Source organism: Streptomyces sp. NPDC046876 (assembly GCF_040645035.1).
Classification (GTDB): domain Bacteria; phylum Actinomycetota; class Actinomycetes; order Streptomycetales; family Streptomycetaceae; genus Streptomyces.
Map to the genome: position 1 here is coordinate 48,730 of NZ_JBEYXK010000015.1, position 19,618 is coordinate 68,347.

At 73.4% G+C, this 19,618-nt stretch carries 21 protein-coding genes; 8 read left to right on the plus strand and 13 right to left on the minus strand.

The genetic code is table 11. The annotated features are described in order from the left end of the window. Nucleotides 1-70 precede the first annotated feature (70 nt). Genes ABZ924_RS11790 through ABZ924_RS11800 form a run of 3 tightly spaced genes read right to left on the minus strand, consistent with a single transcriptional unit; the run spans nucleotide 71 to nucleotide 2,765 of the window. Entirely contained in the window at nucleotides 71-880 is an 810-nt protein-coding gene (locus ABZ924_RS11790) for a hypothetical protein (RefSeq protein ID WP_361907143.1), read from the minus strand. Then, the gene (locus ABZ924_RS11795; RefSeq protein WP_361907145.1) at nucleotides 877-1,530 is read right to left on the minus strand and encodes a response regulator transcription factor; all 654 of its coding nucleotides are present in this window, start codon (nucleotides 1,528-1,530) and stop codon (nucleotides 877-879) included. Before ABZ924_RS11795 ends, ABZ924_RS11790 begins: the two co-directional genes overlap by 4 nt. Next, nucleotides 1,518-2,765 (minus strand): sensor histidine kinase, encoded by a 1,248-nt coding sequence (locus ABZ924_RS11800; protein ID WP_361907147.1) that lies wholly within the window; start codon nucleotides 2,763-2,765, stop codon nucleotides 1,518-1,520. Before ABZ924_RS11800 ends, ABZ924_RS11795 begins: the two co-directional genes overlap by 13 nt. Nucleotides 2,766-2,941: 176 nt before the next feature. On the opposite strand from ABZ924_RS11800, the gene ABZ924_RS11805 reads away from it, so the two are divergent. After that, nucleotides 2,942-3,379, plus strand: a complete 438-nt coding sequence (locus ABZ924_RS11805; protein WP_361907149.1) for a hypothetical protein — start codon at nucleotides 2,942-2,944, stop codon at nucleotides 3,377-3,379. Here ABZ924_RS11805 and ABZ924_RS11810 read toward each other — a convergent pair. After that, the gene (locus tag ABZ924_RS11810; protein ID WP_361907151.1) at nucleotides 3,376-4,035 is read right to left on the minus strand and encodes a DUF2278 family protein; all 660 of its coding nucleotides are present in this window, start codon (nucleotides 4,033-4,035) and stop codon (nucleotides 3,376-3,378) included. The two genes, ABZ924_RS11805 and ABZ924_RS11810, sit on opposite strands and share 4 nt — an antisense overlap. 164 nt (nucleotides 4,036-4,199) lie before the next feature. On the opposite strand from ABZ924_RS11810, the gene ABZ924_RS11815 reads away from it, so the two are divergent. Then, a complete protein-coding gene (locus ABZ924_RS11815) occupies nucleotides 4,200-4,868 on the plus strand; it encodes a DUF6445 family protein (protein ID WP_361907153.1) in 669 nt (222 codons plus the stop codon). 51 nt (nucleotides 4,869-4,919) lie between these two features. On the opposite strand, the gene ABZ924_RS11820 is transcribed toward ABZ924_RS11815, so the two are convergent. The 5 genes from ABZ924_RS11820 to ABZ924_RS11840 all read right to left on the minus strand — a co-directional run bounded on the left by ABZ924_RS11820 (nucleotide 4,920) and on the right by ABZ924_RS11840 (nucleotide 9,459). Then, a complete protein-coding gene (locus ABZ924_RS11820) occupies nucleotides 4,920-6,440 on the minus strand; it encodes a hypothetical protein (protein WP_361907276.1) in 1,521 nt (506 codons plus the stop codon). A gap of 438 nt (nucleotides 6,441-6,878) precedes the next feature. After that, complete coding sequence (locus ABZ924_RS11825) at nucleotides 6,879-7,604, minus strand: hypothetical protein (protein WP_361907155.1); 726 nt, start codon at nucleotides 7,602-7,604, stop codon at nucleotides 6,879-6,881. Between the two features lie 260 nt (nucleotides 7,605-7,864). Further along, a complete protein-coding gene (locus tag ABZ924_RS11830; RefSeq protein ID WP_361907157.1) occupies nucleotides 7,865-8,419 on the minus strand; it encodes a Clp protease N-terminal domain-containing protein in 555 nt (184 codons plus the stop codon). Beyond that, nucleotides 8,419-8,628, minus strand: a complete 210-nt coding sequence (locus ABZ924_RS11835) for a helix-turn-helix domain-containing protein (RefSeq protein WP_361907159.1) — start codon at nucleotides 8,626-8,628, stop codon at nucleotides 8,419-8,421. The genes ABZ924_RS11830 and ABZ924_RS11835 overlap by 1 nt, the downstream gene beginning before the upstream one ends. 105 nt (nucleotides 8,629-8,733) lie before the next feature. After that, nucleotides 8,734-9,459, minus strand: a complete 726-nt coding sequence (locus tag ABZ924_RS11840) for an SDR family oxidoreductase (RefSeq protein ID WP_361907161.1) — start codon at nucleotides 9,457-9,459, stop codon at nucleotides 8,734-8,736. Nucleotides 9,460-9,564: 105 nt separating this feature from the next. Between ABZ924_RS11840 and ABZ924_RS11845 the strand changes: the two genes are divergently transcribed. Next, nucleotides 9,565-10,431, plus strand: coding sequence for a LysR family transcriptional regulator (locus tag ABZ924_RS11845; RefSeq protein ID WP_361907163.1), 867 nt, complete (start codon nucleotides 9,565-9,567; stop codon nucleotides 10,429-10,431). On the opposite strand, the gene ABZ924_RS11850 is transcribed toward ABZ924_RS11845, so the two are convergent. Further along, the gene (locus tag ABZ924_RS11850) at nucleotides 10,421-10,615 is read right to left on the minus strand and encodes a hypothetical protein (protein ID WP_361907165.1); all 195 of its coding nucleotides are present in this window, start codon (nucleotides 10,613-10,615) and stop codon (nucleotides 10,421-10,423) included. The two genes, ABZ924_RS11845 and ABZ924_RS11850, sit on opposite strands and share 11 nt — an antisense overlap. Nucleotides 10,616-10,828: 213 nt before the next feature. Between ABZ924_RS11850 and ABZ924_RS11855 the strand changes: the two genes are divergently transcribed. Together ABZ924_RS11855 and ABZ924_RS11860 are read left to right on the plus strand one after the other, a co-directional pair. Then, nucleotides 10,829-11,788, plus strand: a complete 960-nt coding sequence (locus ABZ924_RS11855; protein WP_361907167.1) for a fibronectin type III domain-containing protein — start codon at nucleotides 10,829-10,831, stop codon at nucleotides 11,786-11,788. Between the two features lie 85 nt (nucleotides 11,789-11,873). Further along, nucleotides 11,874-13,997 (plus strand): NB-ARC domain-containing protein, encoded by a 2,124-nt coding sequence (locus ABZ924_RS11860; protein ID WP_361907169.1) that lies wholly within the window; start codon nucleotides 11,874-11,876, stop codon nucleotides 13,995-13,997. 158 nt (nucleotides 13,998-14,155) lie between these two features. Here the strand turns inward: ABZ924_RS11860 and ABZ924_RS11865 are convergent, their stop codons facing one another. Then, nucleotides 14,156-14,341: a DUF5999 family protein gene (locus ABZ924_RS11865; protein ID WP_053790202.1), complete on the minus strand. Its 186-nt coding sequence runs from the start codon at nucleotides 14,339-14,341 to the stop codon at nucleotides 14,156-14,158. A gap of 390 nt (nucleotides 14,342-14,731) precedes the next feature. Here ABZ924_RS11865 and ABZ924_RS11870 point away from each other — a divergent pair, with 390 nt between their 5' ends. Continuing rightward, nucleotides 14,732-15,517: a hypothetical protein gene (locus ABZ924_RS11870; RefSeq protein WP_361907171.1), complete on the plus strand. Its 786-nt coding sequence runs from the start codon at nucleotides 14,732-14,734 to the stop codon at nucleotides 15,515-15,517. Nucleotides 15,518-15,599: 82 nt separating this feature from the next. Here the strand turns inward: ABZ924_RS11870 and ABZ924_RS11875 are convergent, their stop codons facing one another. Next, nucleotides 15,600-16,829, minus strand: coding sequence for an acyl-CoA dehydrogenase family protein (locus ABZ924_RS11875; RefSeq protein WP_361907173.1), 1,230 nt, complete (start codon nucleotides 16,827-16,829; stop codon nucleotides 15,600-15,602). Between the two features lie 188 nt (nucleotides 16,830-17,017). Between ABZ924_RS11875 and ABZ924_RS11880 the strand changes: the two genes are divergently transcribed. After that, nucleotides 17,018-17,662 (plus strand): TetR family transcriptional regulator, encoded by a 645-nt coding sequence (locus tag ABZ924_RS11880; protein ID WP_361907175.1) that lies wholly within the window; start codon nucleotides 17,018-17,020, stop codon nucleotides 17,660-17,662. 17 nt (nucleotides 17,663-17,679) lie between these two features. Here ABZ924_RS11880 and def read toward each other — a convergent pair whose 3' ends face one another. Further along, nucleotides 17,680-18,243 (minus strand): peptide deformylase, encoded by a 564-nt coding sequence (def, locus tag ABZ924_RS11885; protein WP_361907176.1) that lies wholly within the window; start codon nucleotides 18,241-18,243, stop codon nucleotides 17,680-17,682. 122 nt (nucleotides 18,244-18,365) lie between these two features. Between def and ABZ924_RS11890 the strand changes: the two genes are divergently transcribed. Continuing rightward, the gene (locus ABZ924_RS11890; protein WP_361907178.1) at nucleotides 18,366-19,604 is read left to right on the plus strand and encodes a MurT ligase domain-containing protein; all 1,239 of its coding nucleotides are present in this window, start codon (nucleotides 18,366-18,368) and stop codon (nucleotides 19,602-19,604) included. Nucleotides 19,605-19,618 lie beyond the last annotated feature (14 nt).

Below are 19,618 nucleotides of genomic sequence, written 5' to 3' on the forward strand. Positions count from 1 at the left end.
ATCGCCGCGGCGGCGGCGGCGGGCGGCGGCCCCGGCCCGGCGCCGGGGCCGCCGCCTCGCGTGTGACCGCTCAGTAGCCCGCCTCGGCGCGCCCCGCTTCCGCGGCGATGTCCAGCTGTCCGGGCGCGGACGGGTCGTTCAGGCCCGGCGCGACGTCGCAGCGGCCCGCGCCGACGCGGGAGGTGACCCGGAAGCGGGTGGCCGCGGGGAGCCGCAGCTCCAGGTGCCCGGACCCGGCCCGCGCGGTGATCCGTTCCGGCGGGGCGACGAACCGGGCGACGGCGGCGCCGGCCCCGGCCCGGATGTCCGCCTGCGGCGAGGTGAGCCCGGATGCCTCCAGGGAGCCCGCGCCGACCTTCGCCCTCAGCGGCCCGCGCAGCGCGGTCAGCTTCAGCTGCCCGGCCCCGACCTCCGCGTCGACGGCGCCGCCCAGACCGCTGACCTCCACGGTTCCGGAGCCGCCGGTCACCTTCACCGGGATGCCGGCCGGCACGGTCACCCCCAGGTCGACCGAGCAGCCCAGGCCGGTGTCCTCCAGCCCCTGCGGGCCCGGGCAGTGCGGGGTCAGCTTCAGGGTGTCGCCGAGCCAGCTCTCCTCGATCACCGGCGCGGCCAGCGACCAGCTCACCTGTGCCCGGTAGGCGACCTGCTGGTCGGCGCGCGGGGTGATCCGTACGTCGGCGCTGCCCGCGTCGATCTCCAGGGCGGTCACGGTGCGGCCGCCGCTGCCGCCGGTGAGCGTCCCGCCCCGGGTGGAGCCGTACGCCCACACCTGCCAGGCGGCCGGGGCGACGATGAACACGGCGCTGAGCGCGGCGGTCACGATCCACGCGGTCCGGTGCGGCGGCCGACCGGTGACCGATGCGGGTGCGCCGCTCACGAGGTGCCGTCCAGGAACCGCAGGACGGCGAGCACCCGCCGGTGGTCCCCGTCGGCGACGGGCAGGTCGAGCTTGGCGAAGATGTTGTTGATGTGCTTGGCGACCGCGCTCTCGCTGACCACCAGCCCCTCGGCGATGCCCGCGTTGGAGCGGCCCTCCGCCATCAGGGCGAGCACCTCCCGCTCGCGCGGGGTGAGCCGCTCCAGCGGGTCGATGCCCCCGCCGCGGCGCAGCAGCAGCTGGGCCACGACCTGCGGGTCGAGGGCGGTGCCGCCGGAGGCGACCCGCTTGAGGGCGTCGATGAACTCCTCGACGTCGGCCACGCGCTGCTTGAGCAGATAGCCGATGCCGCCGTTCTGACTGGCCAGCAGATCGGCGGCGTAGCGCTCCTCGACGTACTGGGAGAGCAGTAGGACCGAGGTGCCCGGCCACTGCCGGCGGATCATCAGGGCGGCCCGCACGCCCTCGTCGGTGAACCCGGGCGGCATGCGGACGTCGACCAGGGCCAGCGTCGGCTCGTGCTCGGCGACGGCGGCGAGCAGCGCATCGGCGTCGCCGGCCTCGGCGGCGACCTCGAAACCGGCCATTTCCAGGACCTTGACCAGTCCTATGCGCAGCAGTACCGAATCCTCTGCGATCACAGCCCGCACGGCAGCTCCACACTCACAACGGTCGGGCCCCCGAGGGGGCTGATGATCTTGATGGTTCCGTCGACCGACCCTACGCGCTTGCGCAGTCCGGTCAGACCGGTGCCCCCGGCCGGGTCCGCCCCGCCGACCCCGTCGTCGGTGACGGTGATGCGCAGGAGGTCCCCGTCCCGGCGGGCCTCGACGCGGCAGCGGGAGGCGCGGGCGTGCTTGGACACGTTGGCGAGGGCCTCGGACACGACGAAGTAGGCGACGGCCTCCACGGTGGGCCCCGGCCGCTCGGGCAGGTCCACGTCGAGTTCGACGGGCAGGGGCGCGCGGGCCGCGATGCCGGACAGGGCCGCGTCCAGGCCGCGGTCCTCCAGGACGGCCGGGTGCAGGCCGCGCACCAGGTTGCTGAGTTCCTCGATGGCCTCCTTGGCCTCGCGGTGCGCCTCGTCGATCACGGCCTTGGCCTCGGGCGGCAGGTCGGTGAGCGTGGCGCGGGCGATGCCGAGGTTCATGGCGAGGGCGACCAGGCGCTGCTGGGCGCCGTCGTGCAGGTCCCGCTCGATGCGGCGGCGTTCGAGGTCGGCGGCGTCGAGGACCCCGGCCCGGCTCTCGGCGAGGTCCTCGACGCGGCGCTCCAACTCCTTGGCCCGGTTGGGCCCGAGGAGGGTGGCGGCGGCGAAGGCGTCCAGCCGGGCCAGGGCGGCGGCGAGCCAGGGGGTGCCCAGGAGCAGCAGCACGCCGAGGCCGGTGAGCAGGTCGTACTCCTGCGTCCAGCCCATGGTGTGGTCCTGGACCGGGACCAGCGCCGTCCAGCCGTACACGGTGGTGCAGACCGCCGCGCCCGCCCAGGCGAGGACGACCAGCGCTCCGCCGGTGGCCGCCAGCGGGCTGACCAGCAGGTGGTAGCCGTAGCTGCGCCAGGTCGCCTCGGAGCGGGCCCGCTCGAGCAGGCCGCGGGGGCCGTACGGGCGGTGGGTGTAGGCCACGGCCGGTACGTCCAGCTCCAGCAGGGCCTGGAACCTGCTGCGTTGGAGCAGGGTGAGCAGCGGCCCGAGGAGGAGCACCGCGAGCAGGGTGGCGACCGCCTGGCCGGGCGCGACGGCGCTGTACGTGAACGCGGCCAGGGCGGGCAGGGCCAGGGGGACGGCGGCGACGGTGAAGGCCGTGTTGCGCCAGGCCCAGGCCGACCACGGCGTGTGGTGGGCGATCCAGTGGGAGGTACGCCGCAGCGCACCGTGAAGTGCCATGCCCCGTACGGTAATCGCACTGGTCGGAGGCGCTCCATCACCCTGGTGCCAGCCCGGGGGTGTAGCCAGTGCCACCCCCGGTTCGGACAGTGCCGCTACTGATTCGGCCGCTCCGCGCGACCAGAGTGGTGGTCATCCCCGGGGGACGGACCGCCGGGCCGGAAGGAGCCCTGACGATGACGCTCGTCGCCCCCCGCTGCCGCGACCGCCGCACGCCCCTGCTGCCCGTCCTGCCCACCCTGCCCACGCTCCTCACCGGCGCGGCGCTGGCGCTGCTGCCGTGGATGGCGGTGCTGGCGGTGACGCTGCCCCCGACGGCGGAGGTCGCGCACTGGTCGGCGGCCTGGATCGGGCTGGACGTGCTGCTGGCGGCGGGCTTGGGCGGTACGGGCGTGCTGCTGCGCCGGCGCGACCCGCGGGCCGCGCCCCTGGCGGCCGCCACGGGCGCCCTGCTGCTGGTCGACGCCTGGTTCGACGTGACGCTGTCGGCGCCGGGCACCGGCCAGACGACCGCGCTCGTCCTGGCGGTGTGCGCGGAGCTGCCTCTCGCGGCGGCCTGCGCGGCGGTGGCGCTGCGCCGCCCTCGGCAGGGCAAGGGCCAGGGCCTGTCCTAGAGCGGGTGGCCGTTGTCGTCGGTGGGGACGCGCTGGCTGGAGAAGCGGGACAGGAACACGTCGTAGAGGCCGTCGGGGCGGCGCGTCATCGTGGCACCGTCCTGCCAGATGCCGTTCTCCTCCCACCACTGGCTGCCGGGCGGGTCGCCCTGGTTCTGGTGGATGTTGTGCATGCCGAGCCCCTCGTCGAAGGGCTCGCCGAAGACGAGGACCTGCCGGCCGGGGACGAGGATCTGCTCCAGCGCCGCCGAGGCCTCCAGGTGGCTGCCCTCGACCCAGGGGCGCGGCGGGTCGAACCGGTCGAGGACCTGCTGGAGCCACTGCGGCGGTCGGCGGACGAAGAGGCAGCCCCGGCGGTCCGCGAGGGCCGGGTGGCGCAGGTAGTCGATCGCCCCGGAGCCGGAGGTGCGGGCGAGGTCGTGGTAGCCGGGGTCCGGCGCGTCCACGGGCTCCAGCACCGAGGGGTACAGGGTGAAGACCTTCCACTGGACGCCGATCGCCGACTTCTTGCTGTCGACGTCGACGGCGCACGCGTAGCGGCCGGCCGGCGTGTCGACCTCCAGGTGCACGTGGAACCAGCGGCCCTGGTCGTCGGGCCGGTCGCGGAAGTGGCGGTGCAGGGTGCCGGCGAGGACTCCGTAGTTCTCCAGGGGCATGGCCGCCAGTCAACCACCCGCGGGGCCGGGGCGGGAGCAGCCGGGGCCGTGTCGGTCGGCAGGCGCCGCCCGGGCGCCATCGCGCCCTCCATGGCGAACACTTGACGCAACGTTGACCGTGCCGGGAGCGAGCGCCGCCGGGCGCGGTCGCTACGGTCCCTGTCATGCCCCTGCCTCCCTCCCTTCCCGTCCTCCCCTACCGCAAGCCGACCCGCGGGCGCGACTACTGGGTCCTGGACGACGTGCTGCCCGACCCCGGCGCCGTACGGGAACGCTGCCTGGCCAAGGACGACTGGGCCGAGGGCTACCCGCACAAGCCGGAGAGCTGGCCGGGGCTGCGGGCGATGCCCGGCCTGGAGCCCGACGAGCTGGCCCTGGTGGAGCGGCTGGTACGCAAATCGACGGGGGCGGCGAGGCTCCGGGCCGAACGGCCCGCGGGCGGCGGAACGTTCAACCACAACTGCGTCCAGGTCGTCGGCGAGGGCGAGTGCGAGGCCCGCCCGCACACCGACTCGCGCACGCTGTGCCGCTACGCGGCGGTGCTCTACCTCAACCCTTCGGTGCCCAAGGACTGCGGGACCAGCTTCTACCGCCAGAGCCTGCCGGGCGGCGCCCTGGGCGGCAACCAGGTCATCGCCCCGCACAACAACCTGGTCGACGCGCTGGGCACCCGTTTCGTCGCCCCGGACTCCTTCGTCGAGGACGTACGGGTCCCCCACCGCGCCAACCGGCTGCTGCTCTACTCAGCGAACCTGATCCACAGCGCCACCGCGTACTGGGGCCGCACCCTGGAGGAGAAGCGGATGACGGCCGTGTTCTTCTGGCAGGCCTGAGCCGGCGGGCCGCAGCCGGCAGGCCTGAGCGCCCACCGGTGCCCGGGGGGCTCAGCCCCCGTCGCGGACCGCGACGATGCCGTTGAAGACGCCGACGTACGCGGTGCCGTCAGGGCCGAGGGTGATCGGGGCCCAGTTGTTGTCGTACAGCGGACCGGTGCCCGTCAGCTGCCGCCAGCGCCTCTCGCCCGTGCGGAAGTCCACGGCGGTGAGGTACCAGGCGTCGATGCCCCAGGCGTTCGGCTCCTTCTCGTAGAAGTAGAGCAGCCCGTTGGCGGTGGAGAGCTTGGGCACGACGGAGGGCGAGCGGACCGTACTCTGCCAGACGGTGTCGCAGCCGCTGCCGTCGGCGCGGACGTCGATGCGGGCGGCCCCGCCGACGACGGACTTGCCGAGCAGCAGGCTGGTCGGGTTCTCGTAGCCGTAGTTGTTCTCGACGACGATGCTGTTGCCCCAGGTGATCAGGGAGTTGTCGGTGGTGGAGGCGCCGCTGCCGAAGACCGGGACCTTGCAGACCAGGCGCCGGTCGGCGGGCACGTCCGCGCCGCGCCGGTAGACCAGGACGTTCATCCGGTCGTCGGCGTTGTCGGTGATGGCGACGTAGCCGTCGCCGAAGAGGTCCGGGGTGGTTCCCGAACCCTGGTTGACGGAGCCCGGCTTGGTCCCGGTACCGCGGTCGTACGCCTGGCGCCACTGCACTTCGGGCGTGCCGTCGGCGGCGGCGCGGAAGCCGTAGAGCGCGTGGTCGCTGACGATGGACACGCCGTCCTCGGCGACCGAGAAGGAGTTCTGGATCTCCTCGCCGTCGAGCCGGACGGAGCGGATCGCGCCGCCGGCCGGGTCGACGGTGCCCACGCGGCCCTGGCGGGTGACCCACCAGATGCGACCGTTCCAGTCGGGCATCACCGACGTCACAGGGTCGCAGGTGCCGGTGGGCCACAGGTTGGTCCAGCTGACGCAGTCGTGCGGGACGTGGGGGGTGAGGTCCCAGTCGTCCTCGACGGTGAACTTCCAGCTGCCGTCGGGGCCCTGCGCGTGCGACAGGCGCAGGATGTGCTGGCGCGAGTCGGCCAGCACGGCGCGGTCCTGGTTGTCGAGGTAGAAGTAGGCGCCGCCCGAGGTGTCCTTGAAGATCTTCGAGAAGTCGAGCGAGGTGATCGCCTCGACCGTGGAGGACCGCTGCGGGAGCCCGTACTCGGCGAGGGTGGCGAGCGTACGGGGCTCCAACAGCTTGACCTTGAAGCCGGAGAAGGTACCGCACACGGTGACGAGCCGGCCGCCCGCGTCGAAGGTGGCGGTGGCGCACTCGCCGCCGAGCGCGGCGATCTTCTCGCTGGTGACCTGCGGGTTCCTGCCGAGCGGTCCGGACCAGGGCGAGGTGGCGCTGCCGCCCGCGTCGGAGTGCATGCCGCTGCGGCCGTTGGGCGCCAGGTACGGGTGCTGCGCCGGGGCCCGGCCGGGCAGCGGGGCGGGGACGGCGGGGCCGCCCTGGTAGTGGTCGACCAGCCGATGGCCGGGGGCCTTGGGTATCTCCTCGGCCTGCGCCGGGGAGGCGCCGTACAGCGCCGTCATGACAATGAGGGCCGGGACCGCGGCGCAGTTCAGCGCTCTTCGCATCATCCGGGCGTCCTCCGTTCTCTCGGGTTGTTGACAATGCGTCTGACGTCGCGCCGCCGCCAGACGCTAGGTCGTACCGCCCGAGGAGTCCATGGACGTGCCGGATGATTCACGAAGGCGCAACAGTCGATCACGCCGACGCGAGTCGGGACCGGCTCATACTGCAACCGCATCTGCATGACGGATGTGGTGTGGGGCTCGTTGGTGTATCTGTGTGCCGATGAGCTGACGGTTGAGCAGGTCGAGTCGCGGTACTCGTTCGGAGCCACCCGGGGCTCCGAGGCGGCCCCGGCCGCGGGCCCTGGCGACCTCCGGTTCGGCCCTCCCGGTACCGCACCGGCTCGCTCCGGTCGGGCGGTGAGCAGTGCGCGGCGGGTCGCCTGCCGGCGCCGCCTACGGCCGCAGCTGGGCCGCGAGTGCCTCGGTGACCTTCCTGAGCGACTCGCCGGCCAGGGCCGGGTCCGCCTTGGTGACGGTCGATCCCTGGGAGACCACGAGCGCCAAGTCGCCCTTGCCTGCCACCGCCACCCGTGCGACGGCGGCCGTGCCCCGGCCCGGGGTGACCCTGGTCTGGCCGATCCCGGGCTCGTCCTTGGAGAACGCCATCACCTCGTCAGCGCTGAGGTTGCCGAGGGCGGCGATCTGCGGCAGCGCCAGGTTCACCGCCACCTCGCCCTCGGACACGGCCACGAGGTCGATCTCCATCGGGGCTTGCGAAGCCGTGAAGTTGCAGACGACGGACGCGTTCGGCGGGACGGCGGGGATGGCGGGGAGCCCGGACGGCGTGGGCTGCCCGCTGGGCCAGGCCTGGGCCGGGCGGCCCGGGTCGACGGTCCCCTGAGCCGCAGGATCGCCGCCGGACACGGCCGGGGTGACGGTCCGTTCGGCACCGGCCGCCTTCAGCGCCGCCGCCGGGTCGAGGCCGAACGGGCAGGCCGACGTACTCGTCAGCTGCTTCGCCGTCGAGGCGACCCGGTCGTAGGACAGCCTCTCACCGCCCGAGGCGGCCCCGCCGGAACTCCCGGACGCGGAACAGGCGCTCCCGGCAAGGGCGATCCCGGCCGCGCCGGCCAGGGCGAGGATGCGGCGATACTTGGCTGCTGTACGATCAGCTGTCATCCGGTCAGCCTAATCCTGCAACCACATCTGCGTGATGGATGTCCGTGAGGCCGCAAAAGGGGCGACGCTGACGACGAACAGGAGCTCATACCCCTGAGCGTCCCGGAGATCCGCCGGCTCATGGGCCACCTCGTCGGGCCCCGACACCGGACCGACGAGCACCATCTGCGCCGGTCATGCTTCCGACGACGAAGCCAGGCCCGATCCCGCCGATCCCGCTACAAACGCCGAGGCCAGATCCCCCATATGCGGTTGCAGTACTAACCGGCCGGATCGCGCTCCACCCGCTCGTAGGTGACGCCGTGGTCCGCCAGGACCTCGGACACCGGACCGGGGCGGGCGACGAGGGCGAGGACCAGATGCCGGGACCCGATCTCCTTGTCCTTGCGCCCGAGGGCGATCCGCAAGGACTTCTCCAGCACCTGCTTGGCCTCGGCCGTGAAGGGCCGGTGCGAGCGCGACCCCGGCTCCCGCCGCCCGAACAGCCCCGCGGCGCGCACCTGGTTCCGCGGCGCGGAGGCGCTCAAGGCACCCTCGCCGTGACTCTCCTCGATCCGGGCCACCACCTCCGCCAGGTCGATGCCCAGCCCCGCCAGCGCCTCCTCGTCCGCCTTCGACAACCCGCCCCGCCGCCGCGCCTCGACCAGCCCCGCCCGCACGGCCGCCCGGTCCACCTCCAGCGGATCGAGCGCCCCCTGCTCCAGCAGAGCCAGCAACAGGTGCTCCTCCGCCACCACCGGGGACTGCGCCCGGGCGGCCTCCGCCTGCGCCCCGACCACCGCCGACCGCGCCGCTGCAGTGAACCTCTCGAACATCACGACCTCCCGTACTTCTTGTGCACGGCCTGCCGGCTGACCCCCAACTCGGCAGCGATCTCCTGCCACGACCACCCCTGCGCCCGCGCGCTGCGCACCTGCACGGACTCCAACTGCTCCAACAGCCGCCGCAACGCGGCCACGGCCCGCAACCCCACGCGGGGGTCGCGGTCGCCGGCGCGGTCGGCCAGATCGGTCGCCTCACTCATGCACGTCAACCTAGGTTGACATAGGGGCTTTGTCAACCCTGGTTGACGTCGGACGGTGTGCCGGCGACTCGCCCACGCCTTCCTCACCCTCGCCGCCGCCGACCATCACCAGGGCACTGTTCCACCGTCGTCGAAGAATCCGCCGGTCGGTCCGTCGTCGGGCAGGGTCGCGAGGCGAATCGCGATCGCCGCGCCCTGGTGGGGAGTGCGGACGCCCTGGAAGCCGTTGAGGTCGGTGGCGGTGAAGCCGGGACAGCCGGAGTTGATCAGGATGCCGGTGTCGCTCAGTTCCTTGGCGTATTGGACGGTGACGGCGTTGAGGAAGGTCTTGGACGCCAAGTACGCGGCGGGAACCGGGCCCATGTCGACGCCGGGCGTGGTCTGCAGGGCGAGCGAGCCGACGCTGCTGGACATGTTCACGATCCGCGGCGATGCCGAGCCGCGCAGCATGGGCAGCATCGCGTTGGTGACGCGGATGACCCCGATCACGTTGGTTTCCACGACGACTCGTACGGTCGCGGGATCGACCGTGGTGGGCGTCTGCGGCATACGGCCGGTGATCGCGGCGTTGTTGACCAGGACGTCCAGACCTCCGGCGCGGTCGGCAATCAACTCGGCCGCGGCGGCCACACTTGCGTCGTCCGTCACGTCGAGCGGAACGCCGAACGCGTCGGTCCCGGCTGCCCGCAGCTTCTCCACCGCGGTGTCGCGGCGCTGTTGGTCCCGCGCGCCCACGCCGATTCGCCAGCCGAGGGCGCCCAGGCCCGCCGCGATCTCGTATCCGATTCCTTTGTTCGCGCCGGTCACCAGTGCGATCTTCTGTTCACTCATGTCATCAAGCGTGGTGCGGACTCGGGTGGGACGTCCAAGACCGACTGGGTGGGCGGTGATACCGCTCGGGTATCGGTCCTGGTGAGCGCCGGATACGATGACGCGGTGGAGACGCGGGAGCTACGGTACTTCGTCGCCGTCGCGGAGGAGTTGCACTTCGGGCGGGCGGCGCAGCGGCTCGCCATGGCGCAACCACCGCTGTCGCGGGCGATCCAGCAGCTCGAGCGGCGGCTCGGAGTGGTTCTGCTGCACCGCACTGCTCGCGCAGTCGCCTTGACCGAGGCCGGGTCGGTGCTTCTGCGGGAGGCCCGGGCCGCACTCGACGCGGTCGAAGCCGCCGAGCGCCGCACCCGCCGCGCGGCTGCCGAATCGCCCGGTGTGGTGCTGGCGACGAAAGCCGGAGCGTCCAGCGAACTGCTGTCGAAGCTGTTGGACGCCTACGCCGCCGAGCCCGGCGCGGTCGCCGTCGAGGTGGTGCTGTGCGGGCCCGGCGAGCAGGAAAGGCTGCTGCGCGACGGGCGTGCCGACGTTGCTCTGCTCCACCGGCCCTTCGACACGACGGCCGGCCTCGACACCGAGGACCTGCGCACCGAACAGCAGGTCGTGGTCCTGCCCGCGGGGCACCCCTGGGCCAACCGACCCCGTGTGTCGATGGCCGAGGTCACCACCCTGGCCGACCTGCCCCTGCCACGCTGGCCTCGACCGGACGGGGGCTATCCGGACGGACCCGGCCCCCAGGTACGCGACCACACCCAGCTGTTCCAGCTGATCGCGCTCGGACGGGCCTGCGCGGTCGTGCCCGAGTCCCTCCGGGCCCACCTGCGTGACGATCATGCGGCGGTGCCCGTGCCGGACGCACCGGCTGTCACGACCGTCATCGCCTGGCCGCCCCACAGCAGGTCCAAAGCCGTCGCCGACCTCGTCCTCACCGCGACACGCCTCCAGCCAACGGCACGGAGTACTACGGGTTGAGGCCGGCGACGACCTGGGCGGTGGCCGAGAGGCCGTCGTGGATGGTCGCCGCCATGCTGCTGCTCGCGAGGCAGAAGCCGAGCAGGGCGCAGATCAGGGCGTGCGAGAACTTCAGGCCGCCGTTGCGCATGAAGATCACCACGAGGATGAGCAGCAGGACGACCGCGGAGAGCGAGATCACCATCGTTACCTCCTTTTCGCGGCGCCATCGTGGCGCAGGAGGGGGTGCCTTCGGGCGAAACAGGTGTCCGCCGAACGGGTGTTGACGGTGCGTGACGGGCGTTCCGTGCTTGACGAACCGTTCCGGCGGACCACGGCACGGGTCTTGCCGGGCCGCCCGCCGCCGTGCCATATATGTCTAGACCTTTAGACGGAGGCGGAAGCCGAGGAGGGCCCCGTGCGACGCACCGCCGCCCTGCTCTCCCTCGGCGTGGCGGCCGCCGCGGTCGCCGCCGGCCTCGCGGCCTGCACCTCCGCCGACACCGCGCCCCCGGCCGCCCCCGCCGGTCTCACCGCCCAGGCGGGGAGCGCCACCTCGGTGCACGTGATGTGGCGGGCGGCCGCCGCGGCCGACGGCGTGACCAACTACCAGGTCTTCCAGGCCGGGCGGCTGGTCCGCGAACTCCCCGCCGACAGGACCATGGTGGACGTCACCGGGCTCGCCCCGCAGACCTCCTACACCTTCACCGTCCGGGCCCGCGACGCCGCCGGCAACACGTCCGCGCCCAGCACCGCCGCCACCGCCACCACCCCGGCCGCCCGGGCCGAGGACCGCGCCGCCCCCACCGCACCCGCCCGCACCGCGGCCCGCGCGGACGGCCCCCGTACGGTCACGCTGTCCTGGTCCGCCGCGAGCGACGACACAGGCGTCACGGCGTACGACGTCTACCAGGGCGGCATCCGCATCCACACCGCCGGGCCGGGCGAGACCTCCACGACCCTGTCCGGCCTCCAGCCGGACACCGCCTACAGCTTCACCGTCCGGGCCCGCGACGGCGCCGACAACTCCTCCCCCGACGGGCCCGCGGCGGTCGTGACCACCCCGGCCTCCTCCGAGCAGCGCCCGGACACCGCGCCCCGCGGCTTCACGGCCACCGCCTCACCCGGCGCGGTCACCCTGGCCTGGACCGCCCCGGACACCGGCCGCCCGACCGACGCGTACGAACTCCACGTCAACGGCAAGCCCGTCACCGTCATCCAATTCGGTGCAGGTGCGGTGCCCGCCGGACGGGTGGAGCACCGGCTCACGGTGACCGAGCCCGCCGGCACCGTATGGGAGCTGCGACTGCGCGCCCGCCTGCCGGACGGCACCTGGGGCGCGTTCTCGGCGCAGCAGCGCGTCGTCCTGGCCGGGTGACGGCGGCGGCCCCGGGGGGTCACGACGTGACAGCGATCCGGACGGAACGGCGCCGCCGGGAAGGAAGATCACGCACAATACATCCGTGTTCGGAGAGTACTCGTTCAACAACAGACAGGCGGATTCCGCGGACGGCGCTCCCGGGGCCGATCCCGAATCCGACTCCGGCTCCGCGGCCGGCGCGGCGGCACCGGGCAACCTGCCGCCCGAGCCCCCCGGGTTCGTCGGCCGCGAGAACGAACTGGCCGAACTGCACTGCCTGTTGCGGACACGGCGGCTGATCACCCTCACGGGCGTGGGCGGCGTCGGCAAGTCCCGCCTCGCCCTGCGCGCCGTCGCCGACGCCGAACAGGCCCGCCCCGACGGGGTCTGGTGGGTGGACCTCTCCCCCTTGCGCGACCCCGCGCTGCTGGCGATGACCGTGGCGCACGCCGTCGGGCTCGCCGACCACTCCGCAGGCCCGCTCGACGAGGAGCTGTGCGCCTGGATGGCGGACAAGGAACTCCTGCTCGTCCTGGACACCTGCGAGCACATGGTGTCCGACTGCCGCCACCTGGTGGGCGAACTCCTCCAGTCCTCCCCCGGGCTGACGGTCCTGATCACCTCGCGGGAGCCGCTGGACAGCCCCTGCGAGTACGTGGTCGAGCTCTGCCCTCTGCCCTGCGAGGGCCCCGACAGCGACGCCGTCGCCCTGCTGCGCGCCCGGGCCCTCGCCGCGGCCCCGGAGGCCGCGGCCGCCTTCGACGATCCCGAACGGGCGGCCCTGGCCGCGCAGGTGTGCCGGCGCCTCGACGGGATCCCGCTCGCCCTGGAGCTCGCCGGCGCCCGGATGCGGCGCTGGAGCCTGGAGCAGATGGCCGAGCGCCTCGGCGCCCGCTTCGACGTGCTCGCCGACGGCCGTGACTCGCTGCTGCCCCGCCACCGTACGATGCGCACCGCCATCGGCTGGAGCCACGAGCTGTGCGAGCCGGTGGAACGGCTGCTGTGGGCCCGGCTTTCGGTGTTCACCGGCGACTTCGACATGGCCGCGGCCCGCGCGGTGTGCTCGGGCGGCCCGCTGTCCGCGGCCCGGGTGGAGCGGGTGCTCGGCGGCCTGGTGGCCAAGTCGGTGGTGCGCCGCACCCAGGAGCGCGGGGCGGGCGCCCGCTACCGGATGCTGGACACGATCCGCGAGTACGGCCACGACTGGCTGGCCGAGCTCGGCGAGGTCCGCACCGTCGCCGACCGGCACGCCCACTGGTACGCGGCGCTCTCGCGGGCCGCGGACCGGGGCTGGATGGGCCCGCGCCAGGTGGACTGGTACCGCAGGATGACCGCCGAGCACCCGCACCTGCGCCGAGCCCTGGAGCACCTCCTCGGCACCGATCCGGCGGCGGCGCTCGAGATGGCCGGGGCGCTGTGGTTCTTCTGGTTCTCCTGCGGGCACGTGCACGAGGGCCGGGGCTTCCTGGAGCGGGCCCTGCGCACGGCCCCGCCGTCGGGCGCGGTGTACGCGCAGGGGCTGTGGGCGCTCGGGCTGACCATGGTGCTCCAGGGGGAGATGGACACGGCCCGGGAGCTCGGCGACCGGTGCACCGCCGCGGCGGCCGGGGTGGCCGACCCCGAGGCGGAGGTGCGGGCGGTCCACCTGCGGGCGCTGTCCCTGCTGCTGCCCGGGGATCCGGCGCGGGCCCTTGAGCTGGCGGGGCCGCGGGCGCGCTCGCGGCACACCGGGCCGGCCGACGGCGCCGGGCGGCTCCTGTGCCGGCTGGTGACCGCCTACGCCCTGTGCGACCTGCAGCGCTTCGAGCAGGCCGCCGAGGAGGCGCGGGGGCTGCGCGAGGCGTGCGCGGACCTCGACGAGCGGTGGCTGCGGGCCTATGCGGACTACGTCTTGGCCGTCGCGGCGTTCGGGCTCGGGCGCCCCGAGGAGGCGGCCCGGCACGTACGGGCGATGCTGTCGGGCAAACGGCTGCTCGGCGACCGCATCGGCATCGCGCTCGGCCTGGACCTGCTGGCGGCGGCCGTCGCGGCGCTGGGCGACGGGGAGCTGGCGGCCCGGCTGCTGGGCACGGGGCACGCCTGGTGGCGCACGGTGGGCCGGCCCCAGATGGGCTCACCCTCGCTGACGGCCCTGCGGGAGCGGGGCGAGCGGCAGGCCCGCGCGGCGATCGGCGACGCGGCCTTCGAGAGCGCTTTCCTGGGCGGCGCGGCTGCGCCCACCGGCTGACGGCAGCCGGTGGGCCGCGGACGTCCTGAACTGCTGCTGTACCGGGCTCCCGTCAGTACGGGAGGGTTCTGCCCGACGGTGTACGCAGGTCCAGGTCTCGGGGAGCGGGCTTCGGGACGGGCTTGCGGATCAGCTGTTGGCGCATGCGGCCTCCTCGCTCAGACCAGGGCCGGGCGGCGGGGTTCCACCACGCGGCCGTCGGGGAGCAGCTCACCGGTGTCGTCGAAGATCACCAGGCCGTTGCACAGCAGGCTCCAGCCCTGTTCGGGATGGAAGGCCACGGTACGGGCGGCGTCGTGGTCGGCGCTGTCGGCGGACGGGCAGGGGGGCTGGTGGGAGCACATGGCGCACCTCCTCGCTGTGTGGCGCGGGAAGCCGGCGGTCACCCGGTCGATTCCGCGATCCACGGTGGCGGTGAGTATTACTGATCGCCGCCCCCGGACGGAACCCATATTCGCGGTCCAGTTCAGGGTGTGTATGCCCGCTCACCATCTGCTCATGCCCGGTATGCGGATCGTTCACCGAAGGCGTACGGCCGTCTCCGGCGGGGCCGTTGCCGACGGCCCTGGAAGGGCACGGCGCGCGGGGCCCGGAGCCCGCGTCCGGTCACGGTGCGCAGCCGACCGCGGACACCGGAGCGCGCCGCGGGGCGGGCGCGCGAGTGGCCAGGATCACGTCCGACGCCCCGGGCGAAAACCGGGGTCCGGACGGCGGTCCACGGAGGCTAGGGTTCCGTGATCACCGCACCCGGTGGTCAGCGCGAGAGCGAGGAGGATCCCGTGGCCACTCCGCCACCGCAGCACGGCGCCGGCCCGTACACCCCGTACACCCCGTACGCCCCGCAGCAGGGCGGCCCCCACGGCCCGTACGCCGCCGGGCCGGGCCTGCCGGGCCTGCCGGGCCCGTACGGCGTGCCGCAGCACTACGAGTGCCGGATCTGCGGGTCGGTGCCCGCCGCGGCGGCGACCGTGCGGGGGCACCAGGGGCTGCTCGTCCTGATGCGGTTCCTGCGGGTGGAGGGGCCGCTGTGCCGCAACTGCGGGCTCGCCACCTACCGGCGCATGACCTCGGACACCCTGTGGCAGGGCTGGTGGGGTCCGCTGTCGCTGTTCATCACGCCCGTGACGCTGCTGATGAACCTCGGCCCGCGGGCGGCCTTCCACCGGCTGGCTCCCCCGTCCGGCAGCATCCTGCCGCCGCTCGACCCGGGCAGGCCGCTGTGGCGCCGCCCGCCGGCCCTGGTCCTGCTCGTGCTGACCGTCCTGCTCTCCTTCTCGCTGCCGACCCTGGTCGTGCTCGGCATCCTGGCCGGGGAGGACAAGCCCCCGGCCCTGACCGCCGGGATGTGCGTGCGCAACGTGGGCGACTGGAAGGACCAGGAGCTGCTGGTGGTGGACTGCGGCTCGCTGGACGCCCAGTACCGGGTGCACGCGCCCCCCTGCACCGGCCTGGAATACGTCACGGACCTGAAGTACAGCGCGGACGGCATGGATTTCAGCTGTCTGACGCCACTGCGCTAGCGCGGCGGCCCCCTCGGCGCCGGCACGCCGAAGCCCCCGGACGCCGGGCGTCCGGGGGTGGGGGCGTACGGCTCGGCCCGCGCTAGCGGATCGGCATGCCGGAGAGGGTGCGGGCGATGACCAGCCGCTGGATCTCGCTCGTTCCCTCGAAGATCGTGTAGATGGCCGCGTCGCGGTGCATGCGCTCCACCGGGTACTCGCGGGTGAAGCCGTTGCCGCCGAGGATCTGGACGGCCTGGGCGGTGACCTTCTTGGCCACCTCGCTGGCGAACAGCTTCGACATCGAGCCCTCGGCCGAGGTGAACGGCTTGCCGGCCACCGCCATCCAGGAGGCCCGCCAGACCAGCAGCCGGGCCGCGTCGATCTGGGTGCGCATGTCGGCGAGCTGGAAGGCGACGCCCTGGTTGTCGATGATCGGCCGGCCGAACTGGGTGCGGGTGCGGGCGTAGTCGAGGGCGACCTCGTACGCGGCGCGGGCCGTGCCGACGGCCATCGCGCCGACGGCCGGGCGGGAGGCCTCGAAGGTGGCCATGGCCGCGTTCTTCACGCGCTCACCGCCCCCGGCCTTCGCCTTCTCCCGGGCCCGCGCGAGCCGCTCGTCCAGCTTGTCCTTGCCGCCCAGGAGGCAGGAGCCGGGGACACGGACGTCCTCCAGGACCACCTCGGCGGTGTGGGAGGCGCGGATGCCGTGCTTCTTGAACTTCTGGCCCTGGGACAGGCCGGGGGTGTTCGGCGGCACGATGAAGGAGGCGTGGCCCTTGGTGCCGAGCTCGGGGTCGACGACGGCGACGACGATGTGGACGTTGGCGATGCCGCCGTTGGTCGCCCAGGTCTTGGTGCCGTTCAGGACCCACTCGTCCTTGGCCTCGTCGTAGACCGCCCGCGTCCGCATGGCGCCGACGTCGGAGCCGGCGTCCGGCTCGGAGGAGCAGAAGGCCGCGACCTTCACGTCGTCGGGCGTGCCGTACATCTGCGGGATCCAGGTGCCGATCTGCTCCTCGGTGCCGTTGGCGACGACGCCGATGGCTGCGAGACCGGTGCCGACGATCGACAGCGCGATGCCCGCGTCGCCCCAGAACAGCTCCTCCATGGCCATCGGGATGCCGAGGCCGGTGGGGTCGAAGAACTGCTGGGCGTAGAAGTCGAGGGAGTAGATGCCGACCTTGGCGGCCTCCTGGATGACGGGCCAGGGGGTCTCCTCGCGCTCGTCCCACTCGGCGGCCGCGGGCCGGATGACATCGGCGGCGAAGCCGTGGATCCAGTCCCGGACCTGCTTCTGCTCGTCGTTCAGCTCCATCGTGAACTCCGCCAACGTCCCTCCCCTGTGCATCCGCCAGTTACGTTACTGGCGGTAACCTCGTCGGTGGCCACAGTCTGTTACCGACGAGTAAGCACTGTCAAGCAGGACGGGCCCACCGGCCGGTTCGCTCGCCGGGGTGCCCGGGGTGTTACGTTGCGTGGGCGTCACGCACCATCGCAAGGGCGGGGAGAGAACACGTCATGGAGACCACGCAGCAGGCCGGTGAACCGGGAACGGCCGAGCGCCGCCGGCGGGAGCTGCTCGAAGCGGCCGACCGGGTCGTGCTCAGGGACGGCCCCAAGGCCTCCATGAACGCCATCGCCGCGGAGGCCGGCATCACCAAGCCGATCCTCTACCGGCACTTCGGTGACAAGGCGGGCCTGTACCAGGCCCTGGCCGTCCGGCACACCGACGGCCTGCTCGACTCGCTGCGGGCCGCGCTCGACGCCCCGGCGGAGCGCCGCAGCCGCGTGGAGTCCACCCTGGACACCTACCTCGCGGCCATCGAGGCCCGCCCGCAGGTGTACCGCTTCCTGATGCACCCGACCGAGGACTCGCACGCCGCCGAGCGCGGCTTCGACGTCGGCAAGCACTCGGCGCCGCTGCTGCGACGGCTCGGCGAGGAGCTGGCCGAGGTGATCAGCGAGCGCGTGGACCTCGGTCCCGGCGGCGAGCAGCTCGCCCGGATCTGGGGCCACGGGATCGTCGGCATGATGCACGCGGCGGGCGACTGGTGGCTGGCCGAGCGGCCGTGCGGCCGTGCGGAGTTGGTGGCCGGACTGACCGACCTGCTGTGGGGCCGCCTGGCCACCGCGGGCGACCGCGCGGACGGCCCGGGCTTCTAGTGCTGTGACGGAAAGGCTCAGCCCTGGAGGGCGTGTGCGCCGCGCGCGCCCCAGGGCGTCCGGCGGATCGCCCGGTGCAGTCGGCGGGCCCGCATCCCCGTGACGCGCTCCGCGTAGACGGTGCCGTCGAGGTGGTCGCACTCGTGCTGGAGGCAGCGGGCGAAGAACCCGGTGCCCGTGATCCGCACCGGCGCGCCGTCCGAGGTGACGCCCTCGACGACGGCGCGGTCGAAGCGGGCCGTGCCGGCCTCCAGGCCGGGCAGCGACAGGCAGCCCTCGGGGCCCACGTACTCGTCGCCGTCGGCCTCGACCAGGCGCGGGTTGACGATGTGCCCGACGTGGCGTACGTCATCGTCGTCGGGGCAGTCGTAGACGAACACCCGCTGCCCGACGCCGATCTGGTTGGCGGCGAGGCCGACGCCCTCGGCCGCGTACATCGTCGCGAACATGTCCTCGATCAGCCGGTCGAGGTCCGGGCCGAACGCGGTGACCTCCGCGCAGGCCGAGTGGAGCACCGGGTCGCCCAGGAGGCTCATGGTGCGGACGATGCCGGTGGTGCCGGGAATGACGCGCTGTCGCATGGCCGTAAGCGTACGACGGGCGAATATATGAGGAGATCCGCGGCGACCTGGGGCGCCGCGGTCAAGGCCCCGGCCGGTACTGGATAGGCTGGGGCCGACCGACGCAAGGAGGACAAGGGACGATGGCAGGCAACACGGAGCCGCTTTCGCCGCGGGCCAAGCTGGCCGTGACGGCGGGCAGGGCCGCGGCGGCGGTGTCGCGGGCCGCGGGACGCGGAAGCGGATCGGTGATCGGCGGCAAGGTCGCACTCAAACTCGACCCCGATCTCCTCGGAGCGCTGGCGCAGCATCTCGACGTCGTCCTCGTCTCCGCGACGAACGGCAAGACCACGACCACGCGACTGATCGCCGAGGCGCTGCGGGCCAGCGGCCCGGTGGTCTCCAACGCGCTCGGCGCGAACATGCCGGCCGGCATCACCTCCGCCCTCGCGGGCGGCTCGGACGCCAAGTACGGCGTCATCGAGGTGGACGAGAAGTACCTCGCGGGCGTGGCCCGGGACGTCACCCCCAAGGTGATCGCCCTGCTGAACCTCAGCCGCGACCAGCTGGACCGCGCCGCCGAGACCCGCATGCTCGCCGAGAAGTGGCGCGAGGGCCTGCAGGGCTCCAAGGCCGTGATCGTCGCCAACTGCGACGACCCGCTGATCGTGTGGTCGGCCTCGTCCTCGCAGAACGTGGTCTGGGTCGCCGCCGGCCAGGAGTGGAAGGACGACGCCTGGTCGTGCCCCTCCTGCGGCGGTGTGATGCAGCGCCCCGGCGACGACTGGTTCTGCGGTGAGTGCGGCTTCCGCCGCCCGACCCCGAGCTGGGTGCTCTCCGGCGACCACGTGCTGGACCCGCACGGCTCCGCCTGGCCGATCAGCCTCCAGCTGCCCGGCCGCGCCAACAAGGCCAACGCCGCCACCTCGGCCGCCGTCGCCGCCGTCTTCGGCGTGCCGCCGCAGGTCGCGCTGGAGCGGATGTACCAGGTGCAGGCGGTCGCCGGCCGCTACGACGTGGTGGACTTCCAGGGCCGCGAGCTGCGCCTGCTGCTGGCGAAGAACCCGGCCGGCTGGCTCGAAACGTTTTCGCTGATCGACCAGCCGCCGGCCCCGGTGATCCTCTCGGTGAACGCGCGCGGCGCCGACGGCACCGACACCTCCTGGCTGTGGGACGTGGACTACCCGCGCCTCGCCGGCCACCCGATCTTCGTGATCGGCGACCGCAAGCTGGACCTGGCGGTCCGCCTGGAGGTCGCGGGCCTGGACTTCCGCGTCTGCGAGACCCTCGACGAGGCCGTGCAGCTGGCGCCGCCCGGCCAGATCGAGCTGATCGCCAACTACACCGCCTTCCAGGACGTCCGCCGCCGCGTCGGCAACTAGTACCCCTTGAGGAC

Excerpts from the sequence above, each read along its gene's own strand:
- ABZ924_RS11800 (WP_361907147.1), bottom strand. The coding sequence starts at position 2,765 with ATGGCACTTCACGGTGCGCTGCGGCGTACCTCCCACTGGATCGCCCAC.
- ABZ924_RS11805 (WP_361907149.1), top strand. The coding sequence starts at position 2,942 with ATGACGCTCGTCGCCCCCCGCTGCCGCGACCGCCGCACGCCCCTGCTG.
- ABZ924_RS11810 (WP_361907151.1), bottom strand. The coding sequence starts at position 4,035 with ATGCCCCTGGAGAACTACGGAGTCCTCGCCGGCACCCTGCACCGCCAC.
- ABZ924_RS11815 (WP_361907153.1), top strand. The coding sequence starts at position 4,200 with ATGCCCCTGCCTCCCTCCCTTCCCGTCCTCCCCTACCGCAAGCCGACC.
- ABZ924_RS11820 (WP_361907276.1), bottom strand. The coding sequence starts at position 6,440 with ATGACGGCGCTGTACGGCGCCTCCCCGGCGCAGGCCGAGGAGATACCC.
- ABZ924_RS11825 (WP_361907155.1), bottom strand. The coding sequence starts at position 7,604 with ATGACAGCTGATCGTACAGCAGCCAAGTATCGCCGCATCCTCGCCCTG.
- ABZ924_RS11830 (WP_361907157.1), bottom strand. The coding sequence starts at position 8,419 with ATGTTCGAGAGGTTCACTGCAGCGGCGCGGTCGGCGGTGGTCGGGGCG.
- ABZ924_RS11835 (WP_361907159.1), bottom strand. The coding sequence starts at position 8,628 with ATGAGTGAGGCGACCGATCTGGCCGACCGCGCCGGCGACCGCGACCCC.
- ABZ924_RS11840 (WP_361907161.1), bottom strand. The coding sequence starts at position 9,459 with ATGAGTGAACAGAAGATCGCACTGGTGACCGGCGCGAACAAAGGAATC.
- ABZ924_RS11850 (WP_361907165.1), bottom strand. The coding sequence starts at position 10,615 with ATGGTGATCTCGCTCTCCGCGGTCGTCCTGCTGCTCATCCTCGTGGTG.
- ABZ924_RS11865 (WP_053790202.1), bottom strand. The coding sequence starts at position 14,341 with ATGTGCTCCCACCAGCCCCCCTGCCCGTCCGCCGACAGCGCCGACCAC.
- ABZ924_RS11880 (WP_361907175.1), top strand. The coding sequence starts at position 17,018 with ATGGAGACCACGCAGCAGGCCGGTGAACCGGGAACGGCCGAGCGCCGC.
- def (WP_361907176.1), bottom strand. The coding sequence starts at position 18,243 with ATGCGACAGCGCGTCATTCCCGGCACCACCGGCATCGTCCGCACCATG.
- ABZ924_RS11890 (WP_361907178.1), top strand. The coding sequence starts at position 18,366 with ATGGCAGGCAACACGGAGCCGCTTTCGCCGCGGGCCAAGCTGGCCGTG.